Source organism: Imperialibacter sp. (assembly GCF_040222815.1).
GTDB lineage: Bacteria > Bacteroidota > Bacteroidia > Cytophagales > Cyclobacteriaceae > Imperialibacter.
The window spans coordinates 318,185-336,892 of the sequence record NZ_JAVKCH010000019.1; the positions used below are offsets into that span (position 1 = coordinate 318,185).

Below are 18,708 nucleotides of genomic sequence, written 5' to 3' on the forward strand. Positions count from 1 at the left end.
ATGGATAAATACAAAATTATCCAATAAAAGTTTCAAAAAGCTTCAAATTTGATCCAGCGATACTTTTAGCTCTTGTAACAGCTGCCTTTTCACGATCACTTTGCGCTTCTGGTTGAGGTATTTATTGTGAAGCATCTTGTCGAATGCCTGTTTGGTGGCATTGAGCCTGTCAAGATTTTCCTGATAGGTCTGCAAATCCTGCTCGTCTCTTACCAGAAGGTCACGAATAAGCTTCATCTTGAATCGTGTCTTCTCCCGATTGTTCTTCTTGGTGTATTCAGGGTCTTTGTTGGCCGCCAGGTTTTCGAGGAAGATTCTCTCCTGGCCCCGATCACAGAGAATCAGGAAGTGCTCTGTTACTTCTTTGGCTCTTTCTTTTGGCACCATGCCAATGCCCTTCCATATCTGCTGCAGTTTTCTAAGCTCGTCTACACTTTCACGGGTGCCTAAGTCAGCCAGGGTTTCCGCCTCTTGAATAAGAGCAACTTTTCTTACCAAATTACTCTCAAGCTCCTCTGGAGATGGCATCACATTGGGCCGGGCGCTATAGGCTGGTCGGGCTCCGTCCTGGGGCCTGCCACCACCGCCGTACATTGTTCTTGCCGGAGGCCCGCTCCGCCCCTGAAAGCCACCTCTGCTTTGGAAGCTTCCGCTAGGTGCGTCTGGTCTGCGGAAGAAATAGTTGGTGTGATAGCGCAAATCTTTGTCTAGTCTACGCTTTTCTCTGGCTGGCAGCTCACCCACGTTTCTCCACTCCCTTTGAATCTCACGAACCCGGTCAATAGTGCCTGGCTCGGCTTTCTTCGGTTTCAACGATTTCAATTCGTTGATATAGTCTTCGCACTTTTGAATGCGAACATCAAATGCTTTTCTTCTGTCTTCAAAATAAACCTGCTTTCTGTCAAAAAAGTCAGTAAGTTTCGTTTGAAAACTTAAATCCAGTTCAGCGTTTATTTCCTTTTTGGCATTTCCTGTTTTGATCCAGCGATCCTTCACGTCAAGCACTTTATCAGTGGCTTCCCGCCAATCGCTTTCGGCCAGCGCCTGATCCAATTCCTCCAGTAATGCTGTTTTTATTTCGCTATTTCTTTCCCTGTTTTTGGCAATGGCTACATTCAAATCTTCTTCCAGCACTGTAAGCCTTTCAAAGAGCGGGTGGTAGTCTCCCAGTCCATCGTAGTTGCCAAGGGATTCCTTCATGTGAAGGAGCTTCATAAGGTACGAGCCCTTATTTTCGCTTTCGTTGATGGCTTTTTCGAGCTCATCAATCTTCTGTACGAGGTGTTGAAAGCGATCCAAAAAGTATTGGATGGTTTTCTCTTCACTTTCTTTTACTTCGCCAATTTGCCTGTCAGAAAATTCCATGTAGGCCGACAGGTAAACTTTTTCGTCTGCTATATACCCAAAGGGTATGTCTCGTCTTTCCAAGTTCCTAAATAATTATAATGTTGCGGATAAATGAGCATTTGGTGCAAAATAACTAATATAAATCAAAGATGAATCATTGGTAATAATTTTTACCATCTTTGAATCAATAATACCCTATACGATGAGTGCAGAAAAAATAATCTTTTCAATGGCGGGTGTGAACAAAATTCACCCCCCGAAAAAACAGGTTTTAAAGAACATTTACCTTTCATTTTTCTACGGCGCAAAGATAGGTGTCCTTGGTTTGAACGGCTCAGGAAAGTCTTCGTTGCTTAAAATTGTAGCAGGCATAGATAAGGAGTTTCAGGGCGAGGTAGTTTTCTCGCCGGGATATACCGTGGGAATGCTGGAACAGGAGCCGCAGTTTGATCCGAATAAAACGGTGAAAGATATTGTGGAAGAAGGGGCTCAGGAGATTGTGGATTTGCTGAAGGAGTTTGAACAGATCAATGAAAAATTTGCTGACCCTGAGGTGCTTGACAACCCCGATGCAATGGATAAGCTTATCCAGCGCCAGGGAGAGGTGCAGGAGAAACTCGACCATGTGAATGCCTGGGAGCTGGACAGCAAACTAGAGATTGCCATGGATGCCTTGCGAACACCTCCGGGCGACGCACTAATCAAGAACCTTTCTGGTGGGGAAAAAAGAAGAGTAGCGTTGTGTCGGCTGCTTTTGAAGGAGCCGGATGTGCTGTTGCTGGATGAGCCTACCAACCACCTTGATGCTGAATCGGTGCATTGGCTGGAGCAGCATTTGCAAAACTACAAAGGCACGGTCATCGCTGTAACCCATGATCGTTATTTCCTTGATAATGTAGCAGGATGGATACTGGAGCTTGATCGTGGCGAAGGCATACCGTGGAAAGGCAATTATTCGTCCTGGTTGGAGCAAAAGCAGCAGAGAATGGCCAAGGAGGAAAAGACAGAATCGAAGCGTCAGAAGACTTTACAGCGTGAGTTGGAATGGATCAGGATGTCGCCTAAGGCTCGGCAGGCGAAAGGAAAGGCTCGTTTGAATGCCTACGATAAAATGGCCGGAGAGGAAGTCAAAGAAAAAGAAGCCAAGCTGGATCTTTTTATTCCCAATGGGCCAAGGCTGGGGAATAAAGTCATCGAGGCAAACGGGCTTTCCAAGGCCTTTGGCGACAAGCTGCTTTTCGAGAACCTGTCGTTCGCATTGCCGCCGGCTGGCATCGTCGGCATTATTGGGCCTAACGGTGCCGGTAAAACGACACTCTTCAAATTAATAACCGGGAAGGTTCAGCCCGACGCCGGGTCATTTGAAGTGGGCTCCACAGTGGTAACTGGCTACGTCGATCAGGAGCACGATAACCTTGATCCTAACAAAACGGTATGGCAGACAATTTCCGAAGGAAATGAATTGATGGAGTTGGGTGGTAAGCAGCTTAATTCAAGGGCCTACGTAAGCAAGTTCAATTTTGCAGGCAACGATCAGGAGAAAAAGGTTGGCATACTTTCCGGTGGTGAAAGAAACCGGGTACATCTGGCATTAACGCTAAAAATGGGAGCCAACTTGCTGCTGCTCGATGAGCCTACCAACGACCTGGACGTCAATACCCTACGAGCGCTTGAAGATGCACTTGAAGATTTTGCTGGCTGCGCTGTCATTATTTCTCACGACAGGTGGTTCCTGGATAGAATTTGCACGCACATACTGGCATTTGAAGGAGATAGTCAGGTTTATTGGTTTGAAGGCAACTACACTGACTACGAGGAAAACAGAAAAGCTCGCCTTGGGGGTGATATTATCCCTACCAGAATCAAATACAGAAAAATGACTAAGTAGCGGGTGAGAATTGGATAATGTTTTTTCAAGAGTTATTTTGAAGCTGCGAGTTTTTTCGCAGCTTTTTTTATTGCGAACAACGGGAAAGGATGAGCGGTATTCTCCGTAGCCTTATATTTTACTACCTTCATAGATTCAATCGGTTATAAAATGAAAAACACGACACTAACAACACTCTTTGTATTAATAATTTTTGGCTTTACGCAGTCATGTGCCCAAAATCAAACCGTCAAACTGACCGATCAGGAAGTCAGCGATGGGTGGAAACTTCTCTGGGATGGGAAAACCACTGAAGGATGGAGAGGAGCCAAGCTTGATAAGTTTCCTGCCAAGGGCTGGCAAATGAAAGACGGCGTGCTGACGATATTGGCAACCGACGGTGCCGAAGCAGCTGGCCCCGGCGACATTGTTACTGACAAAACGTATGGAAATTTCGAGTTGCAACTTGAATTCAAAATTACTCCCGGAGCCAACAGCGGCATCAAGTATTTTGTGGACCCTGAAATGAACAAAGGCTCAGGTTCGGCTATTGGCTGCGAGTTTCAGGTGCTTGACGACGAGCTGCATCCCGATGCTAAAATGGGTGTGAACGGAAACCGTACATTATCGTCATTGTACGATTTGATTACAGCAGAGAATTTGTCTGATCCAGGGCAGCCAGTGCCGTTCAATGGTGTGGGCACCTGGAATACCGCAAAAGTAGTTTCAAAGGATGGCCATGTGGAACACTGGCTGAACGGCACCAAGGTGGTGGAATACGAGCGCTTCTCGCAAATGTTTAGAGCCCTGGTCGCTTACAGCAAGTACAGCAAGTGGCCGGAGTTTGGCAGGTGGCCAGTCGGTCACATCCTGCTTCAAGATCACGGAAACGAAGTGAGTTATAAGAATATTAGAATCAGAGAATTATAAAATTTCAAAGCGATGCCTACTAATAACGAAAGAAGAGAATTCATCAAGAAAACAGCTTTGGGGACCGTCGGCCTTTCATTTGCCATGTCAGCCAGAAGTTATGGTTCCATTCTTGGAGCTAATGATCGTGTGAACTTTGCTGTGGTGGGAGCCAACAGCAGAGGCAGGGCTCATATTTCAGCCATTTCGAAAGTGAACAATGCCAGCCTGGGTTACTTATGCGATGTTGACTCCAGAGTGTTTGACTCAGCCGGCGCTCATATTGAAAAGGCGATGGGCAAAAAGGCCAAAACGGAAAAGGATTTTCGTAAGCTACTGGAAAACAAAGACATCGATGCCATCACGATTGCCACGCCTGAGCACTGGCATGCACCGATGGGAATTATGGGTGCTAATGCAGGCAAGCATGTCTACATAGAAAAGCCTTGCAGTCACAATCCGAACGAAACGGGCATGCTCGTTGCGTCCCAAAAGAAAAATAAAATTGTGATGCAAATGGGCAACCAGCAGCGCTCTGGATCCGCATCAAAGGAAGCGATAAGTGACATCAGAAATGGAATTATCGGCAAAGCCTATGCTTGTAAAGCGTGGTATGCCAACAACAGGAAGTCGATAGGTGTGGGTAAATCTGCACCCGTGCCAGAGTGGCTGGACTGGGAGCTTTGGCAAGGACCAGCACCCCGGAAGGAATACAAGGACAACGTAGTGCACTATAACTGGCATTGGTTCAAGCACTGGGGCACCGGCGAGCTGCACAATAACGGCACGCACGAAATAGACATAAGCCGCTGGGCACTGGGTGTCGATTATCCAACAAAAGTTTCCTCTTCAGGCGGGCGCTATGCGTTTCAGGATGATTGGGAATACTATGATACTCAGATGGTCAACTACGAGTTTGAAGGTGGTAAAATGATCACATGGGAAGGAAGAAGCTGTAATGGGTTTGACGTTTACAACAGAGGCCGAGGAGTAACGATCCATGGCACAGAAGGAACGATTTTGCTCGATAGAAACTCCTACCAGCTATTTGACATGTCAGGCAAGCTGGTGAAAGAAGTGAAGGAAGGCGCTGAAAGTGCTACGACCAACACAATGGGCGAAGGCATTTTGGATGTGTATCACTTCAATAATTTTGCCGATGCCATTCGTGAAGGTAAAACGCTGAACGCCCCAATTGCTGATGCTTCCATTAGCACTCAGCTTTGTCATTTTGGAAATATTTCTCAGGAAACAGGAAGAACCCTGAACATTGATCCTGCTAAAGGGCAGATTTTGAATGACAAAGAAGCACTTAAAAACTGGAGCAGAGAATACCAGAAGGGCTGGGCACCGGTTGTTTAAGGTTTTGGATTATTGAAACATTGACTTAATTAGTTGGAAAATATCGGAGCTTCACTGATCTGCTTATTACTTTTGTAGTAGATAGAAACCAGTTATTTCTTATGAGCTTTGATATTTTCCTTCAACTATCTTCGTGGATTGCCCTTCTTACCCTCACTTTTCTTGAGATTGTTCTAGGGATAGATAATATCCTCTTTATTTCCATTGTCTCAAAAGGGCTGCCTGAACTTCAGCAAAAGAGAGCCAGAACCGTTGGGCTTAGTCTGGCGCTGGTGATGCGAATCGGTCTGCTATTTGGCATCAACTACATCACAAGGCTTACGAACCCACTTTTTTCGCTTTTCGGTGCCGACCTGAGCGGCCGAGACTTAGTGCTGATGGCTGGCGGGATGTTTCTCGTGTTTAAGTCCGTGATGGAAGTGCACCAAAAAATGGAGGGAGAGGACTCAGAGAAGACATCCAAGTCAGCTAGTTTGCTCAACGTTATTGTCCAAATTGTGTTGCTGGATATGATTTTCTCTTTCGATTCGATCCTCACAGCCGTTGGACTTACTGAGCACTTGTTGCTGATGATCATAGCCGTTGTTATTTCCATGGGAGTAATGATGGTGTTCGCTGGGTCTATCAGCAACTTTATTCATAATCACCCCACACTGGAAGTACTGGCACTTTCCTTCCTCATCTTAATCGGATTTATGTTATTCATCGAAGGCTGGCATTACCACGTGCCGAAAGGGTACATCTACTTTGCGGTGTTCTTCGCCCTGGTTGTAGAAGTCATTAATATGAGGATGCGAAAAGCCAGAAATCCTGTCAGACTCAAGAGGAGGATGGAAGAGTGATCAAAAGTATTGACCTATCCCAAACACAAAGTCACCACTTTCTCTAAAGTCATGACCGTAATCAATTCTCAACACTGTATCAAATCCATGCTTGTAAATTAGTCGCAGGCCAGCTCCGCTGAAACTCTTCATGTTTTTACTCATAGTAAAATCCTTGAAATTGCCACCGGGCAGGCGCCATGTCCCCAGATCTGTAAACACTACCCCCTGGCCTGCTATCTTGTTGCCATCGAAGATGGTCTGTCGGAATTCTGCGTTTAGTACCACCGAGCCTGTCCCTCGGTCTACCCTGTTACCCACGCCCCTGATATTTACGAAATTGTCGAGCACGAACGGAGCGAAAGGGCGGTTCACGTTGGTGGACAGCCCTATCCTTAGCCTCACGGCTATGTTGGCACTTTTGTAAGGCTTTGAAAAGAACTTTAGGTCGTTAAAAAATAGGTCAAACCTTTCTGTGCTGGCAAATCGGTCGATGGTCTGGACATTTAGTTGATTAAACCATCCTTTTATATAGAAGAGGTTGTAGTTGAGGTAATTGCTTGTGAAGGCTGCTTTTGCCTGTAGACCAGCTCTGCGAAACATCAGGGCTTTTTTGTTTCCATTATCATCCCTTTCCATATACTTTTCATCCAGCCCTGAAACCCCCACTTCAAGGCTCTGTTGAAACGAAAAGTGCCTAATCGAAGAGATGCCCAAATTCAAATTGTCATAGTCATATGTGCCATCAGATCCATCGATTGTAATTGGCTCAATGGTGGACCACTTTGTCAGGCTGCTTGTAAAACTCCAGGGAGTACCATGGATTCTATTCAAACGATACTTCAGCACTGCGGAGTGTCTATCGTAGTACTGGTAGTAGGCAATGAGCTCATGCCCCTTGCCGCTAATGTTTGAGTCTTGCACACCTACTCTGCACCAAAAGTTTTTATAGGACTTACCTAAACCAAAAATTGGTTCCACACTAAGAAGTTCGCTGCAAGTAAAGGTTAGCCGATACGCCCCGGTTTCCAGTATGTATGTAACACTCACCTCACCGATTGTAGGAAGATTAGCAAGTCGTTGTCTGTCGTTTTCAACCTTTAAGGAGTCATAGGTTTCGCCTTGCCGGGAGTAGATGAACTGCCTTAGATATTGCTCCTCCGTTCTTTTAATTCCTTTGATTTCGATGCTTTCGATAACCTCCTGGGCATCTGATATAAAGCAGATCGAAATATTAAGAATAATGGCGGCGAAACACCTGATCATACAGTTTTAACTACCCGATGGCATGGTATTCACTTTCAAGTCGATTTGAACCTCGTCGGCCATGCTAAAGCTTCTCCCCCCAACCCCAAAGTCTCTGCGGTTTATGGCGAAGCTACCTGAGAAGACAATAACAGTATCGCCGTTCTTTGTCGACTTTTGAACAGTAAATGGGAAAATGACTTCCTTCTCTGTCTCTTTGATCTTGAGCAGACCGGTCACACGGTAGCCACTATCGCTTAGTTTGACGATAGTTGATGAAATGAATCGAATAGAAGGGTAATTTTCAACATCGAAGTACTCTTCTTTCTTCAGGTGCGAGTCTCTCAGGTCAATACCCGTATTGAGAGAGCTCGTTTGAAGTGTCACGTCGAACATTGATTTCGTTAAATTGGTTGGGTCAAATGTAATTTGACCAGCTATTTCGTTCATGGCGCCCTCCACATTGATGCCAAAGTTCTTTATGGAAAAGGTGATGGCAGTTCCGTTTGATGCCGGAACGTAACCTTGTCCAAAAACCGAAAGTGACAGCGCTACAGCGAGAAATGCTAACACAGTTTTTAGTACCGACATTTTTATTTTAATTCAGCATGACCAAAATTTACGGAGAAGTCCTGACACCAAATGATGACGTAAGAAAAGTCGTCGAGCACAACAGCTTCTTCAATTTCATATGATTGTTTGCCAGTGGTAGACTTGAGTTTTCCCAGACTAACAAATTTTGTAGCTTTTGCATCATTGGTTAAATAGACGTACAAATCGGGCCCATTCTCAGTGCTAAAGGGATCAAGCACTAAAGTTCTTGTGCCGTTGCTTGAGTAAATTTTTGCACTACCCGACACTTTGTGAACCACATCAACAAATGATCCCTCTTTTAAAACAATCGCAGCTTCAGATGGATTGAAATCGTCCTCAATCGGCTCAGTGGGAGTCTCTTCTTCCCCACCACAAGCGAACAATACAAGCAGTGCTAAAGGTCTTAAGTATTTGAATGTTTTCATTTAAATTACTTTTTGGTAATAAAGTATGTAACTCCAGCCGTGAACATAGCCGATTTGTTTCTGAACCGATCATTTGGCTCAGGCGATTGTTGAACTTCCGTGTCCGTGGAGTATTCAGTAAAAAGGAACTGGAAACCAGCCTTTATTCCCCAGGTAGCATTCAGGCTGTATCTGGCAAACAGTTCCGAGTTCAGGCTTCCTATATCATTGTCAGAAATAAGCAGCACATTTAGCGATGTGGGCTTTCCCGAAGTGGTATTGCCGGAGTTTCCTTCGAAATACCTACCATCCTGTTTCGCACCAAAGGAAACACCAAAAAGGTCGATGTTAAATCCAACAAAGACCTTTGGATGAACCTGATAGCCGACGTTAAAGGATGCGTTTAGGGAATTCGCTTGAGCGGATGCAAACTGAACAGAGTCGATATTTTCGATAATGTTTTCGATAAAGAATACCTGTGGCCCTGTCTCTCCTGATGTGATTGAAGCCGGTGCTGTCAAATAGTATTGGTTTTTGCCAAGGTAGTTCGTTAGCCTGCCCCCCACTCCCAGAGACCACTTTTTTTTCTTACCTAGCTGCCAATTGTGTACATACGAAGTACTCAAGCTTCCTTCTGAGCCCCCGATGCCTAGCCCAATATCGATATTATTGTCTGCTACCTGAGCTGAGAGCTGATTTACCAAAGCAGACGAGATAATTAAAGCAATATATAATCTCTTCATAGTGCAATTTTTTATAAAGGAATAGGATCGGCAATGAATTACTTGTCGTTTGGCCGACAAGTGGTTAACTGTTCATGTTGTCAATGTGGGAGATGAATTATTTTAGGACAGAAACCTTCTTCAATTGCCGCCATCTTCATGTTCTCTAGCACTCACTTTCCTTACTCTCCAGGCCTCCAATTCAGCGTCAAGCTCCTTCTTTTGCCTTTCGGTGAGCTGTATTTTGACAAGTTCATACATATCAGGTTGACCGGCATCTACCCAACACGTAAACCAAAAATCACCAACCATCTTTATCGAGGCCCGCATTCTGTTTTCGACTTGTGCTCCCAGCATTTGGTGAAAAGCTGCCGCATATTCACGTGAATAGGTTTGAGTCATACTGCCGCCCCTTTCTTCAAACGTATATTTTTTGTCTTCCGCAAATTGAGCATTTAGCTGCTTCTCAAACCGCAGCACCGAATCGAGGGCTAAGTGCGCATTGGTAACCGCCTTCCATGCCTCCATCTGGGGATTTTTTATGTATTCGGCTTTGCCAACAAAAAAATCGTAATCCTCAAAGAAGAGTTCTGGTAGCCTCGATTCCCAGAAGCCATGTATGCCATATTGATTGGTGAGCTGGCCGTTATAGTTCTCCGTAGTGTGCAGAGGCACGTTGGCGTCGCCTATATAGTGGCCTATGTCTGTAGCATAGCGAAGAATGCGATCAATGTCTTTTTCCCGAAAAGCTTTTGTCAGGAAGTTCTTCATCGTTGCAATGTGCCAGGGAACGATGCCGTATGCATGGAGCGTGTCTTCACTATATTTTTCAACGGCCTCATTCCAATACCTCGGCATCTTGTAAACGGCGCTGTCTCCATAAATGTCGATATCTATATAGTGCCTGGCGGCTTCTTCCGGAATCGCATACCTGCGTCTGTCAGGGTTAACAGCATTTTCCTCCACATATTGAATATGGTATTTAAAGAAAACCCCTAACTCCGGAGGTAATGTGTAAACGGCCAGGTGGTTTATTTTTTGGTGAGCAAAAAATCCCCATCGGCTGCTGCCCGGGTTCGAAAATGATATATTTGCGATTAACGTCCCTAAAACGACTAATAGCCAAGTAGCTTTAAATGAAGCTGAGCATGTTATCACTTTACTGTTGGGGCGCATAGGCTTTCAGTTGCTTAACTGGAGATTATATTCCGAGAGGGTTTTGTAAATTCAAACAATACTTTTATCTTTGCGCTCTCTAAAAATGAACTGTTTACCGCAAGTACTAAAATAGTATGGCTAATCATAAATCCTCGTTAAAAAGAATTCGTTCTACAGAAGCAAAAAGGTTGAGAAATCGTTATCAGCACAAAACGACTCGTACCTTTATCAAAAAGCTTGTTGGAGCGACTGATAAAGCAGAAGCCACTGAGCTTTACAAAAAAGTAGCAGGCATGATCGACAAGCTTGCTAAGAGAAACATTATTCATAAAAATAATGCTTCTAACAAAAAGTCAAAATTGGCTAAGCTGGTTAATGCCCTAGACTAAGCGCCGATTTAGCAGAAGATTTAAAGAGCCTCTTCAATTTGAAGGGGCTTTTCGTTTTTATTGGTGGTTGATTTATTGTTTTTGGTTACCTTAAGAAGCAAATCAATCAAGTATGTCAGAAGGTAACTACGTGCAACGGCTTTCAATAAAAAGCTGGTCGGAAGATGACCGGCCGAGAGAAAAACTCATATTGAAAGGCAAATCGGTTTTGTCAGATGCCGAACTGCTTGCCATTCTCATCAACTCCGGCACAAAAAAACACTCTGCCGTCGACCTCGCTAAAATGATCCTCCAGAAGGCAAACAACGACCTGAATGCGCTGGGCAAGTTTAGCATGGCCGATTTCACCATTTTTGAAGGTATTGGTGAAGCCAGAGCCATTACTATCATGAGCGCACTTGAATTGGGTCGGCGAAGAAAGGAGCAAGCCACCGAAGTAAAGCCTGTAGTTATCACCAGTAAAGAGGCCTATATTCTCATGAGACCTTATTTGCTTGACCTCGCCCATGAGGAGTTTTGGGTTATTTTCCTGGGCCGTGGAGGCAAATTAATTTCCGTGCAACAAGTGAGTTTGGGCGGGATCAATGGCACCGTAGCCGATCCCAGGGTTATCTATAAAAAGGCACTGGAGTTGCCTGGCTGCACGGGCATAATTCTGGCACATAATCACCCGTCAGGAAACTCCAGACCAAGTCAGGAAGATATCAGGCTCACCAAGTCTATGAAGGCCGCCGGTGAGCTGCTTCAGATACATGTACTTGACCATTTGATTTTTTGTGACGAGGGATATTATAGTTTTGCAGACGAAGCAACATTATAGATAAGATGAAAGGTCCTAAGTTGATTATCAGTATTCTTGCAGTGGTTGTTGGTGTCGCTATTTTTTTAGCCAACTCCGGCGACGAATCACCCGAAGAATACATAGCTTCTATTGAAAAGGAGCGTCAGGAGAAGAACGAATTTATGCGGAGTTCGTCCGACTCTCCATTCAAAGGGAAAGAGTTTACCGAGCTAAAATATTTTCCTGCTGACCCATCCTACAAAGTCATGGCTAATGTCAATCAACTGGAGACGAAAGAGCTGGTAACGTTGGGCACCAGCGACGGGAAAACTCAGCAATACCAAAAATTTGCTTTCGTTGAGTTTGAGATCAAAGGTCAGCGGAAAAAGTTGACCTTGCTGAGGCAAGCGGGGCCAGGCATGCAAAATGTGACCTTCCTGGCTTTTGCCGACGCTACCAGTGGAGAGTCAACGTATGGCGGGGGTCGCTACCTCGACGTGTCGGTAAAAAATGCCAGGCAAATTCTGCTGGATTTCAATTTGGCCTACAATCCATACTGTGAGTACAACAGCAGTTATTCATGCCCCCTTCCTTTGAAAGAGAATGTTTTGGACATCGCTATAGAGGCAGGCGAAAAAAACTACTAGCTCGCCTACTACTTGACGCTATTTGGTTAATTTTACCCCTTCGTTTTTTTTGAAACGAGTTAAATAAGGAAGAACAGAAGCAAGGAATGAAGATTTCATATAATTGGCTGAAGGAATATATTGATCTGACAGAGAAGCCCGAGGAGGTCTCAAAGGTGCTTACCGGGCTGGGGCTGGAAGTGGAAGGGTTGGAATTTCATGAGGAGATTCCCGGAAGTATGAATGGCCTGGTGCTGGGCGAAGTGGTGGCATGCGAACCCCACCCCAATGCTGACAAGCTGAAACTGACCAAAGTTGATGTGGGTGGGCCCGAACTGTTAGGCATTGTCTGCGGTGCTCCCAATGTAGCAAAAGGACAAAGGGTTGTGGTAGCCACCAACGGCACCACCATACACCCTAAGGCAGGTGAGCCTTTTCAAATCAAGAAAGCAAAAATAAGAGGCGAAGAATCGAACGGGATGATCTGCGCAGAGGACGAAATAGGCCTGAGCAGCGACCACGGTGGCGTGATTGTGCTGGATACGCAGCTACCTAATGGTACTCCGGCTGCAGATTACTTTAAGCCAACCACAGATTACGTGTTTGAAATTGGCCTGACACCCAACAGGGCCGATGCCACTTCGCACTACGGCACAGCCAGAGATCTGGCAGCTTTTTACGGAAGGCTTTTGAAATTCCCCACTATTGACACATTCAAAGCAGACAATAAGTCGCTTTCAATAGATGTCTCTGTCGAGAATACTGAGGCCTGTCCAAGGTATGCTGGTGTTACATTAACCGGTTTAACAGTTGGGCCGTCGCCATCATGGCTCAAAGCACGCCTGGAGGCCATAGGGCTCACTCCCATCAATAACATCGTTGACGCCACCAATTATATCTGTCACGGTGTAGGACAGCCTTTGCATGCTTTCGATGCGGCGAAAATTAAAGGAGGGAAAGTGGTTGTCAAGACTCTTCCTGAGGGGACTAAGTTTACCACATTGGATGAAAAGGAAAGAAAACTCTCAGCTAACGATCTGATGATCTGCGATGCAGAGGAAGGGATGTGTATAGCAGGCGTTTTCGGCGGCACACATTCTGGGGTTTCCGATACCACGACTAGTATTTTTCTTGAGTCTGCCTACTTCTCTCCTGACTACGTGAGAAGAACTGCCATCTTGCATGGTCTGAAAACCGATGCCTCTTTCAGGTTCGAACGGGGTATTGATCCGAATGGAGCTGTAAATGCTTTGAAACATGCTGCGCTCCTTATTAAAGAAGTGGCAGGAGGAAGCATTAGCTCCGATATAGTAGATATTTACCCTCAGCCCATTGCTGACTTCAGGTTCAAAGTTCGCTTTGCCAGAGTCAATATGCTTATAGGCAAGGATATTGGAAGGGAGGCCATTCTGGCCATTCTTAAAAATCTGCAGATTGGTGTAGAAGACTTAACCAGCGATGACTTCACAGCTGTTGTGCCGCCTTACCGTGTCGACGTGCAGCGAGAAATTGACGTCGTCGAAGAGGTGTTAAGAGTATATGGCATCGATAATATTGAATTATCGGCGACTATTGGTGCCGCAACTTTGTCTGAGTTTCCGGCGGTGGATGACAACAAGCTTCAGCTTAAAATTTCGGAGTTCCTGGCCGCAAGATCTTACTATGAGATTATTACAAACTCTCTGACCAATGCTGAGTACGGCATCAAGTCAGGATTGTACGAGGAAGAGCAGAATGTCGTTATCCTAAATCGCCTGAGTGAGGAACTGGGTGTCATGCGCCAATCGATGCTTTTCAGTGGGCTGGAGGTTGTGGCTTACAACAACAACCACCGCCAAGCCAACTTGAAGTTTTTTGAGTTTGGAAAGACCTATCATAAGAAGGACAGTGGAAAATACCGGGAGCAAAATAGGCTTGCATTGTTTGCAACAGGTGCCTCTCATGAGGAAACCTGGAGACAGCCAACCAAGGCGATAGAATTCTACGATTTGTCCGCTGCTTTGCAGCAAATTTTAAATAAATTGAACATCTCAGGATACGAGACTCAACCCACCTCAGACAAGACATTTGAGTCGGGTCTTGATTTTTTGTTGAATGGGAAAGTGTTTGCAAGCATTGGGCAGGTAAACAAGAAGGCGCTAAAGCTGGCAGAGGTGAGACAGCCGGTTTTTTATGCTGACATCGACTGGAAGCAATTGCTGAAGTGGTACAAAGGCACAATTGATTATACTGAGGTGCCCAAGTTTCCGGAAGTGCGTCGTGACTTGTCAATAGTGCTGGATAAGTCAGTGAGTTTTTCGCAGGTGGAGAGAGTAGCGAGGCAAGCGGAGCGTCGGCTTATTAAAGGGTTGAATGTTTTTAGCGTGTATGAGGGAGATAAACTGGAGGCCGGCAAAAAGTCTTACGCCATCAGTTTCACTCTTCAGGATGAGAAGGAAACGCTGAAGGACAAGCAAATTGACAAAACAATGAATGCGTTGATAGCTGCTTTTGAAAGTCAGCTTGGCGCAATAATAAGGAAGTGATTACTATGAACTCAAACCAACTCAACTCGGAATTAAACTCATTGGAAAGAAAGATTTCTCTTCTTTTAAATGAATATAAAAACCTGAAAAAGGAGTTAGATCATACGAAAACGGAGAATGACGAGCTCCGTAGTGTTTTGAGTTCGAAGGAACATCAGATAAGCGACTTCCAAAATAAATTTAAAATTAGTAAGATTGCTGATAGTTTGGCATTGAGCGGAGACGACTCGACAGAACTCAAACAAGTATTAAATGAATATATTAAGGAGATAGATAGGTGCATTGCTCATTTGAGTCAATAACCTGTAAGGATAAGTGATGGGGGAACAGCTTTCGATACGGATAAAAATAGGCAACAGAGAATACCCAATGAAGGTATCGGCTCATGAAGAGGGCATGGTACGTCAGGCAGGCAAGCAATTGAATGAAAGGATGAAGTCGTATAAGGAACAATTTGGCATCGACGATCCACAAGACTTGCTGGCAATGGTGTCCTTCGACTTGCTTATTGAAAAACTGAAAGTCGACGAGACTGTTGTAGACAATGATCAGGTAACACTAGAAAAGATTACTCACCTAAATCATCTGATCACCCAGGCCTTATAAACCTGCATATCATTTTTTACACTGTGCTTCTGTAGCAATTTCTGCTGGTGCTAACTAGTAATAGTATACACCTTATATTAAATGTTATGGACACAACCGTATATATCATCCTATTTGCCTTTGTGGGGATTGTGGCTGGCTTTCTCGTGGGGAGAATGGCTCTTAAGAAATCCTATGCGTCTAAGGAATCGGACATTGCAGAAAAGAGTAAGCTACTTGTAAAGGAAGCTGAGATTGAAGCTGAGAACATCAAGAAGAATAAAATTCTTGAAGCCAAAGAAAGATTCCTGAAGCTAAGGGAGGAATTTGAGGAGGAGTCTAATAAGAAAAAGGCCATCATCATCTCCAACGAAAACAAGATCAAGCAAAGAGAGCAGGCGCTGTCGAAGCAGTTTGAGCAGAACAAGAGAACCGAGGCGGAGTTGGACTCTGTCAAGGAGAATCTGAACGCACAAATGGAGATAATGAAAAAGAGGAAGGAAGAGCTGGATAAAATCAGACAGCAGCAAGTGGAGATCCTCGAAAAAATTTCAAGCCTCACTGCCGACGAAGCAAGAGAGCAGCTGGTGGAAACGCTGAAAGACGAAGCTCGTTCCAAGGCGTCGTCTCATATTAAAGAGATTATTGAAGAGTCGAAGCTGACTGCTACCAAGGAGGCAAAGAAGATCGTTCTCCAGACAATTCAGCGGACTGCTACGGAGCATGCCATAGAAAACTGTGTTTCTATTTTCAATATTGAAAGTGACGACATCAAAGGCAAGATCATTGGCCGAGAGGGTAGAAACATCCGGGCATTGGAAGCAGCCACAGGAGTGGAGATCATTGTTGACGATACACCAGAAGCCATCATCATCTCGGGCTTTGATCCAGTGCGCCGTGAAGTAGCCAGATTGTCTTTGCACCGCCTGGTGCAGGACGGCAGGATTCATCCGGCCCGTATTGAAGAGATTGTAGCCAAAACTGCCAAGAACATCGACGACGAAATTGTAGAAATTGGTGAGAAAACTGTGATTGAGTTGGGCATTCATGGGGTGCACCCTGAATTGATCAAAATGGTTGGCCGGATGAGGTTCCGTTCATCTTACGGACAAAACCTGCTGCAGCACTCAAGAGAGGTTGCGAAGCTCTGCGCTACGCTTGCGGCCGAGCTTGGGCTCAATGCCAAGATGGCTAAGAGAGCAGGTCTTCTGCATGATATTGGCAAGGTGTGGCCCGAGGAGCCAGAGCAGCCACATGCTATTTTGGGTATGGAGTTGGCCAAAAAATACAAAGAGCATCCTGATGTGTGCAACGCCATTGGCGCTCACCACGATGAAGTGGAAATGACAGCGATGATTTCACCTATCATTCAGGCATGTGACGCTATTTCAGGTTCAAGGCCGGGTGCCCGCCGTGAGGTGATGGAGTCGTATATCCGCCGACTGAAGGAGCTGGAAGCTTTGGCGCTGGAGTTTGACGGTGTGAACAAGTGCTACGCCATTCAGGCTGGTCGTGAGCTCAGGGTGATTGTGGACGCTGATTCGGTGTCTGACCAGAGAGCTGGGGACATGTCGTTTGAGATTAGCCAGAAGATCGAGAGAGATATGCAGTACCCGGGACAGATAAAGGTGACTGTAATTCGTGAGATGAGATCAATTGCCTACGCCAAGTAGACCGGTATTCTGTTAAAAAAAGTAAGCCTTTAGTTTTAAGCCCGTTGAGGGTCGAAAAACTAAAGGCTTTTTGTTTGTCTATTCTTTTTCTGCCACTACAGGAGCCGGAGCAGCAACACCAGCTATTTTTTCTTTGATTTTCTTTTCTATTTCTTCCATCAGTTCAGGGTTGTCAAGCAGCAATTCCTTTACTGAATCTCTTCCCTGGCCCAGCTTGGTTTCCTGGTACGAGAACCACGAGCCTGACTTTTTCACAATGTCCAGGTCAACGCCAATGTCGATGATCTCGCCCACTTTGGAGATGCCCTTGCCGTACATGATGTCGAACTCAACAATTTTGAATGGCGGCGCCACTTTGTTCTTTACCACCTTCACCCGGGTGCGGTTGCCAGTCACATTGTCTGCACCTTCTTTTATTTGACCCACACGACGAATGTCAAGCCTAACCGAAGCGTAAAACTTTAGCGCATTACCACCAGTGGTCGTTTCAGGATTTCCGAACATCACGCCTATTTTCTCTCTCAACTGGTTGATGAATATGCAGGAACAGCCTGTTTTGTTGATAGTACCTGTCAGCTTTCTCAATGCCTGCGACATCAGCCTGGCTTGCAAGCCCATTTTGCTGTCACCCATTTCTCCCTCAAGTTCTCCTTTGGGTACAAGGGCAGCTACGGAGTCAATCACAATGATGTCAATAGCGCCTGAACGGATCAGGTGCTCCGTAATTTCCAGTGCCTGCTCTCCATTATCTGGCTGAGAGATGAGTAGGTTCTCGGTGTCTATACCAAGCTTTTCTGCATAGGATTTGTCAAAGGCATGCTCTGCATCAATGAAAGCAGCAAGACCTCCCTTTTTTTGTGCCTCCGCAATGCAGTGCATCGAAAGGGTGGTTTTACCTGATGATTCCGGTCCGTAAATTTCAATTACCCGGCCTCTTGGAATTCCACCAACACCAAGAGCAATGTCAAGCCCTAAAGAGCCCGTAGAAATGGCCGGGATATCAACCACTCGCTCATCGCTCAGCTTCATGATGGTGCCTTTGCCGTAAGTTTTTTCAAGTTTGTCGATGGTCAGCGCCAGCGCCTTCAGTTTTTCAGTTTTATCGCTCATGATGTGTGATTAAAAATTTGAGTATTGGGGCTGTGAATTTACTATGATTCGCCTCAAATACCAACGCTATCAGGGGCAGATTTACCCTGTCACACAACAATAGCCTTCAGCTATTCTCTTCCGCCTTTTGACTGACTTCCATCTCAGCGGCTGTGGGTGTTTCCCAGAAAGTGAGGAAGATATAAATACAAAATGCTGTGCCCAGCGGAAAATTGAAGAAGTAGAAAACGGCAGGAGCCATCGACGCTTTTTGTGCCCATTTCTGGTTAGCCAGAATGCCGGCAGCCAACACAAACTCAATAAGGGCCAGCCCAACATAGAAAAACGGGAAGGCATACATAAGGGCAGCAGGATGCCTGAGCGTAAGCCCACCTATATGGATATCACTAAATATTTCCCAGCTATCGAAAAAATAGACAGCGTTGTACATAAAAGCTGAGAACACCAGGTGCAGAAGTGATACGACAATCAGAATTTTTCCGATGATCTTATTGTGCCTTTGAAATTGTTCAGGAGACTTCATATAGACAAGGTAATGATTAGTACTATGTTTTACAAGGTATTATACGCTTGACACTCTAAATGGTTGG

The 18,708-nt window shown here is 45.2% G+C and carries 18 protein-coding genes; 10 read left to right on the top strand and 8 right to left on the bottom strand.

Annotation, left to right across the window (positions count from 1 at the left end; genetic code table 11):
* Positions 1-42: 42 nt before the first annotated feature.
* Positions 43-1,428 carry a DUF349 domain-containing protein gene (locus RIF36_RS09190; protein WP_339784965.1) on the bottom strand — a complete coding sequence of 462 codons (1,386 nt, stop codon included), beginning with the start codon at positions 1,426-1,428 and terminating at the stop codon, positions 43-45.
* Between the two features lie 121 nt (positions 1,429-1,549).
* Between RIF36_RS09190 and ettA the strand changes: the two genes are divergently transcribed.
* The 4 genes from ettA (at position 1,550) to RIF36_RS09210 (ending at position 6,327) form a co-directional block, all read left to right on the top strand.
* Positions 1,550-3,235 (top strand): energy-dependent translational throttle protein EttA, encoded by a 1,686-nt coding sequence (gene ettA / locus RIF36_RS09195; protein ID WP_350121269.1) that lies wholly within the window; start codon positions 1,550-1,552, stop codon positions 3,233-3,235.
* Between the two features lie 150 nt (positions 3,236-3,385).
* The gene (locus RIF36_RS09200; protein ID WP_350118206.1) at positions 3,386-4,144 is read left to right on the top strand and encodes a 3-keto-disaccharide hydrolase; all 759 of its coding nucleotides are present in this window, start codon (positions 3,386-3,388) and stop codon (positions 4,142-4,144) included.
* A 12-nt stretch (positions 4,145-4,156) separates the two neighbouring features.
* Positions 4,157-5,485: a Gfo/Idh/MocA family protein gene (locus RIF36_RS09205; RefSeq protein WP_350121273.1), complete on the top strand. Its 1,329-nt coding sequence runs from the start codon at positions 4,157-4,159 to the stop codon at positions 5,483-5,485.
* Between the two features lie 101 nt (positions 5,486-5,586).
* Positions 5,587-6,327, top strand: coding sequence for a TerC family protein (locus tag RIF36_RS09210; protein ID WP_350121276.1), 741 nt, complete (start codon positions 5,587-5,589; stop codon positions 6,325-6,327).
* Here RIF36_RS09210 and RIF36_RS09215 read toward each other — a convergent pair whose 3' ends face one another.
* The 5 genes from RIF36_RS09215 to RIF36_RS09235 form a co-directional block, all read right to left on the bottom strand.
* Positions 6,328-7,572, bottom strand: coding sequence for a POTRA domain-containing protein (locus RIF36_RS09215; protein ID WP_350121279.1), 1,245 nt, complete (start codon positions 7,570-7,572; stop codon positions 6,328-6,330).
* Positions 7,573-7,578: 6 nt separating this feature from the next.
* Positions 7,579-8,142: a YceI family protein gene (locus RIF36_RS09220; protein ID WP_350121282.1), complete on the bottom strand. Its 564-nt coding sequence runs from the start codon at positions 8,140-8,142 to the stop codon at positions 7,579-7,581.
* Positions 8,143-8,144: 2 nt separating this feature from the next.
* A complete protein-coding gene (locus RIF36_RS09225; RefSeq protein ID WP_350121285.1) occupies positions 8,145-8,570 on the bottom strand; it encodes a DM13 domain-containing protein in 426 nt (141 codons plus the stop codon).
* Positions 8,571-8,575: 5 nt separating this feature from the next.
* Entirely contained in the window at positions 8,576-9,292 is a 717-nt protein-coding gene (locus RIF36_RS09230; protein WP_350121288.1) for a hypothetical protein, read from the bottom strand.
* Between the two features lie 120 nt (positions 9,293-9,412).
* On the bottom strand, positions 9,413-10,237 hold the full coding sequence (locus RIF36_RS09235; protein WP_350121291.1) for a zinc dependent phospholipase C family protein: 825 nt from the start codon (positions 10,235-10,237) through the stop codon (positions 9,413-9,415).
* Between the two features lie 326 nt (positions 10,238-10,563).
* On the opposite strand from RIF36_RS09235, the gene rpsT reads away from it, so the two are divergent.
* The 6 genes from rpsT (at position 10,564) to rny (ending at position 17,008) form a co-directional block, all read left to right on the top strand.
* Entirely contained in the window at positions 10,564-10,818 is a 255-nt protein-coding gene (rpsT, locus tag RIF36_RS09240; protein WP_350073591.1) for a 30S ribosomal protein S20, read from the top strand.
* A 112-nt stretch (positions 10,819-10,930) separates the two neighbouring features.
* Positions 10,931-11,638, top strand: a complete 708-nt coding sequence (radC, locus tag RIF36_RS09245; protein WP_350073592.1) for a RadC family protein — start codon at positions 10,931-10,933, stop codon at positions 11,636-11,638.
* Between the two features lie 5 nt (positions 11,639-11,643).
* Positions 11,644-12,246, top strand: a complete 603-nt coding sequence (locus RIF36_RS09250) for a DUF1684 domain-containing protein (protein ID WP_350094146.1) — start codon at positions 11,644-11,646, stop codon at positions 12,244-12,246.
* 86 nt (positions 12,247-12,332) lie between these two features.
* On the top strand, positions 12,333-14,750 hold the full coding sequence (gene pheT, locus RIF36_RS09255; protein ID WP_350121294.1) for a phenylalanine--tRNA ligase subunit beta: 2,418 nt from the start codon (positions 12,333-12,335) through the stop codon (positions 14,748-14,750).
* A gap of 318 nt (positions 14,751-15,068) precedes the next feature.
* A complete protein-coding gene (locus tag RIF36_RS09260; protein ID WP_151996366.1) occupies positions 15,069-15,356 on the top strand; it encodes a cell division protein ZapA in 288 nt (95 codons plus the stop codon).
* Between the two features lie 86 nt (positions 15,357-15,442).
* The gene (gene rny / locus RIF36_RS09265) at positions 15,443-17,008 is read left to right on the top strand and encodes a ribonuclease Y (protein ID WP_350121296.1); all 1,566 of its coding nucleotides are present in this window, start codon (positions 15,443-15,445) and stop codon (positions 17,006-17,008) included.
* A gap of 78 nt (positions 17,009-17,086) precedes the next feature.
* Here the strand turns inward: rny and recA are convergent, their stop codons facing one another.
* Together recA and RIF36_RS09275 are read right to left on the bottom strand one after the other, a co-directional pair.
* Positions 17,087-18,118 carry a recombinase RecA gene (recA, locus tag RIF36_RS09270; RefSeq protein WP_350120760.1) on the bottom strand — a complete coding sequence of 344 codons (1,032 nt, stop codon included), beginning with the start codon at positions 18,116-18,118 and terminating at the stop codon, positions 17,087-17,089.
* Between the two features lie 106 nt (positions 18,119-18,224).
* Positions 18,225-18,641 (bottom strand): hypothetical protein, encoded by a 417-nt coding sequence (locus RIF36_RS09275; RefSeq protein ID WP_151996369.1) that lies wholly within the window; start codon positions 18,639-18,641, stop codon positions 18,225-18,227.
* Positions 18,642-18,708: the final 67 nt, after the last annotated feature.

Bases quoted from the DNA above. Each gene is read 5' to 3' on its own strand.
- RIF36_RS09220 (WP_350121282.1), bottom strand. From the start codon at position 8,142: ATGTCGGTACTAAAAACTGTGTTAGCATTTCTCGCTGTAGCGCTGTCA.
- rny (WP_350121296.1), top strand. From the start codon at position 15,443: ATGGACACAACCGTATATATCATCCTATTTGCCTTTGTGGGGATTGTG.
- RIF36_RS09210 (WP_350121276.1), top strand. From the start codon at position 5,587: ATGAGCTTTGATATTTTCCTTCAACTATCTTCGTGGATTGCCCTTCTT.
- RIF36_RS09260 (WP_151996366.1), top strand. From the start codon at position 15,069: ATGGGGGAACAGCTTTCGATACGGATAAAAATAGGCAACAGAGAATAC.
- RIF36_RS09205 (WP_350121273.1), top strand. From the start codon at position 4,157: ATGCCTACTAATAACGAAAGAAGAGAATTCATCAAGAAAACAGCTTTG.
- RIF36_RS09250 (WP_350094146.1), top strand. From the start codon at position 11,644: ATGAAAGGTCCTAAGTTGATTATCAGTATTCTTGCAGTGGTTGTTGGT.
- RIF36_RS09230 (WP_350121288.1), bottom strand. From the start codon at position 9,292: ATGAAGAGATTATATATTGCTTTAATTATCTCGTCTGCTTTGGTAAAT.
- RIF36_RS09225 (WP_350121285.1), bottom strand. From the start codon at position 8,570: ATGAAAACATTCAAATACTTAAGACCTTTAGCACTGCTTGTATTGTTC.
- ettA (WP_350121269.1), top strand. From the start codon at position 1,550: ATGAGTGCAGAAAAAATAATCTTTTCAATGGCGGGTGTGAACAAAATT.
- RIF36_RS09200 (WP_350118206.1), top strand. From the start codon at position 3,386: ATGAAAAACACGACACTAACAACACTCTTTGTATTAATAATTTTTGGC.
- RIF36_RS09215 (WP_350121279.1), bottom strand. From the start codon at position 7,572: ATGATCAGGTGTTTCGCCGCCATTATTCTTAATATTTCGATCTGCTTT.
- radC (WP_350073592.1), top strand. From the start codon at position 10,931: ATGTCAGAAGGTAACTACGTGCAACGGCTTTCAATAAAAAGCTGGTCG.
- RIF36_RS09275 (WP_151996369.1), bottom strand. From the start codon at position 18,641: ATGAAGTCTCCTGAACAATTTCAAAGGCACAATAAGATCATCGGAAAA.
- rpsT (WP_350073591.1), top strand. From the start codon at position 10,564: ATGGCTAATCATAAATCCTCGTTAAAAAGAATTCGTTCTACAGAAGCA.
- pheT (WP_350121294.1), top strand. From the start codon at position 12,333: ATGAAGATTTCATATAATTGGCTGAAGGAATATATTGATCTGACAGAG.
- recA (WP_350120760.1), bottom strand. From the start codon at position 18,118: ATGAGCGATAAAACTGAAAAACTGAAGGCGCTGGCGCTGACCATCGAC.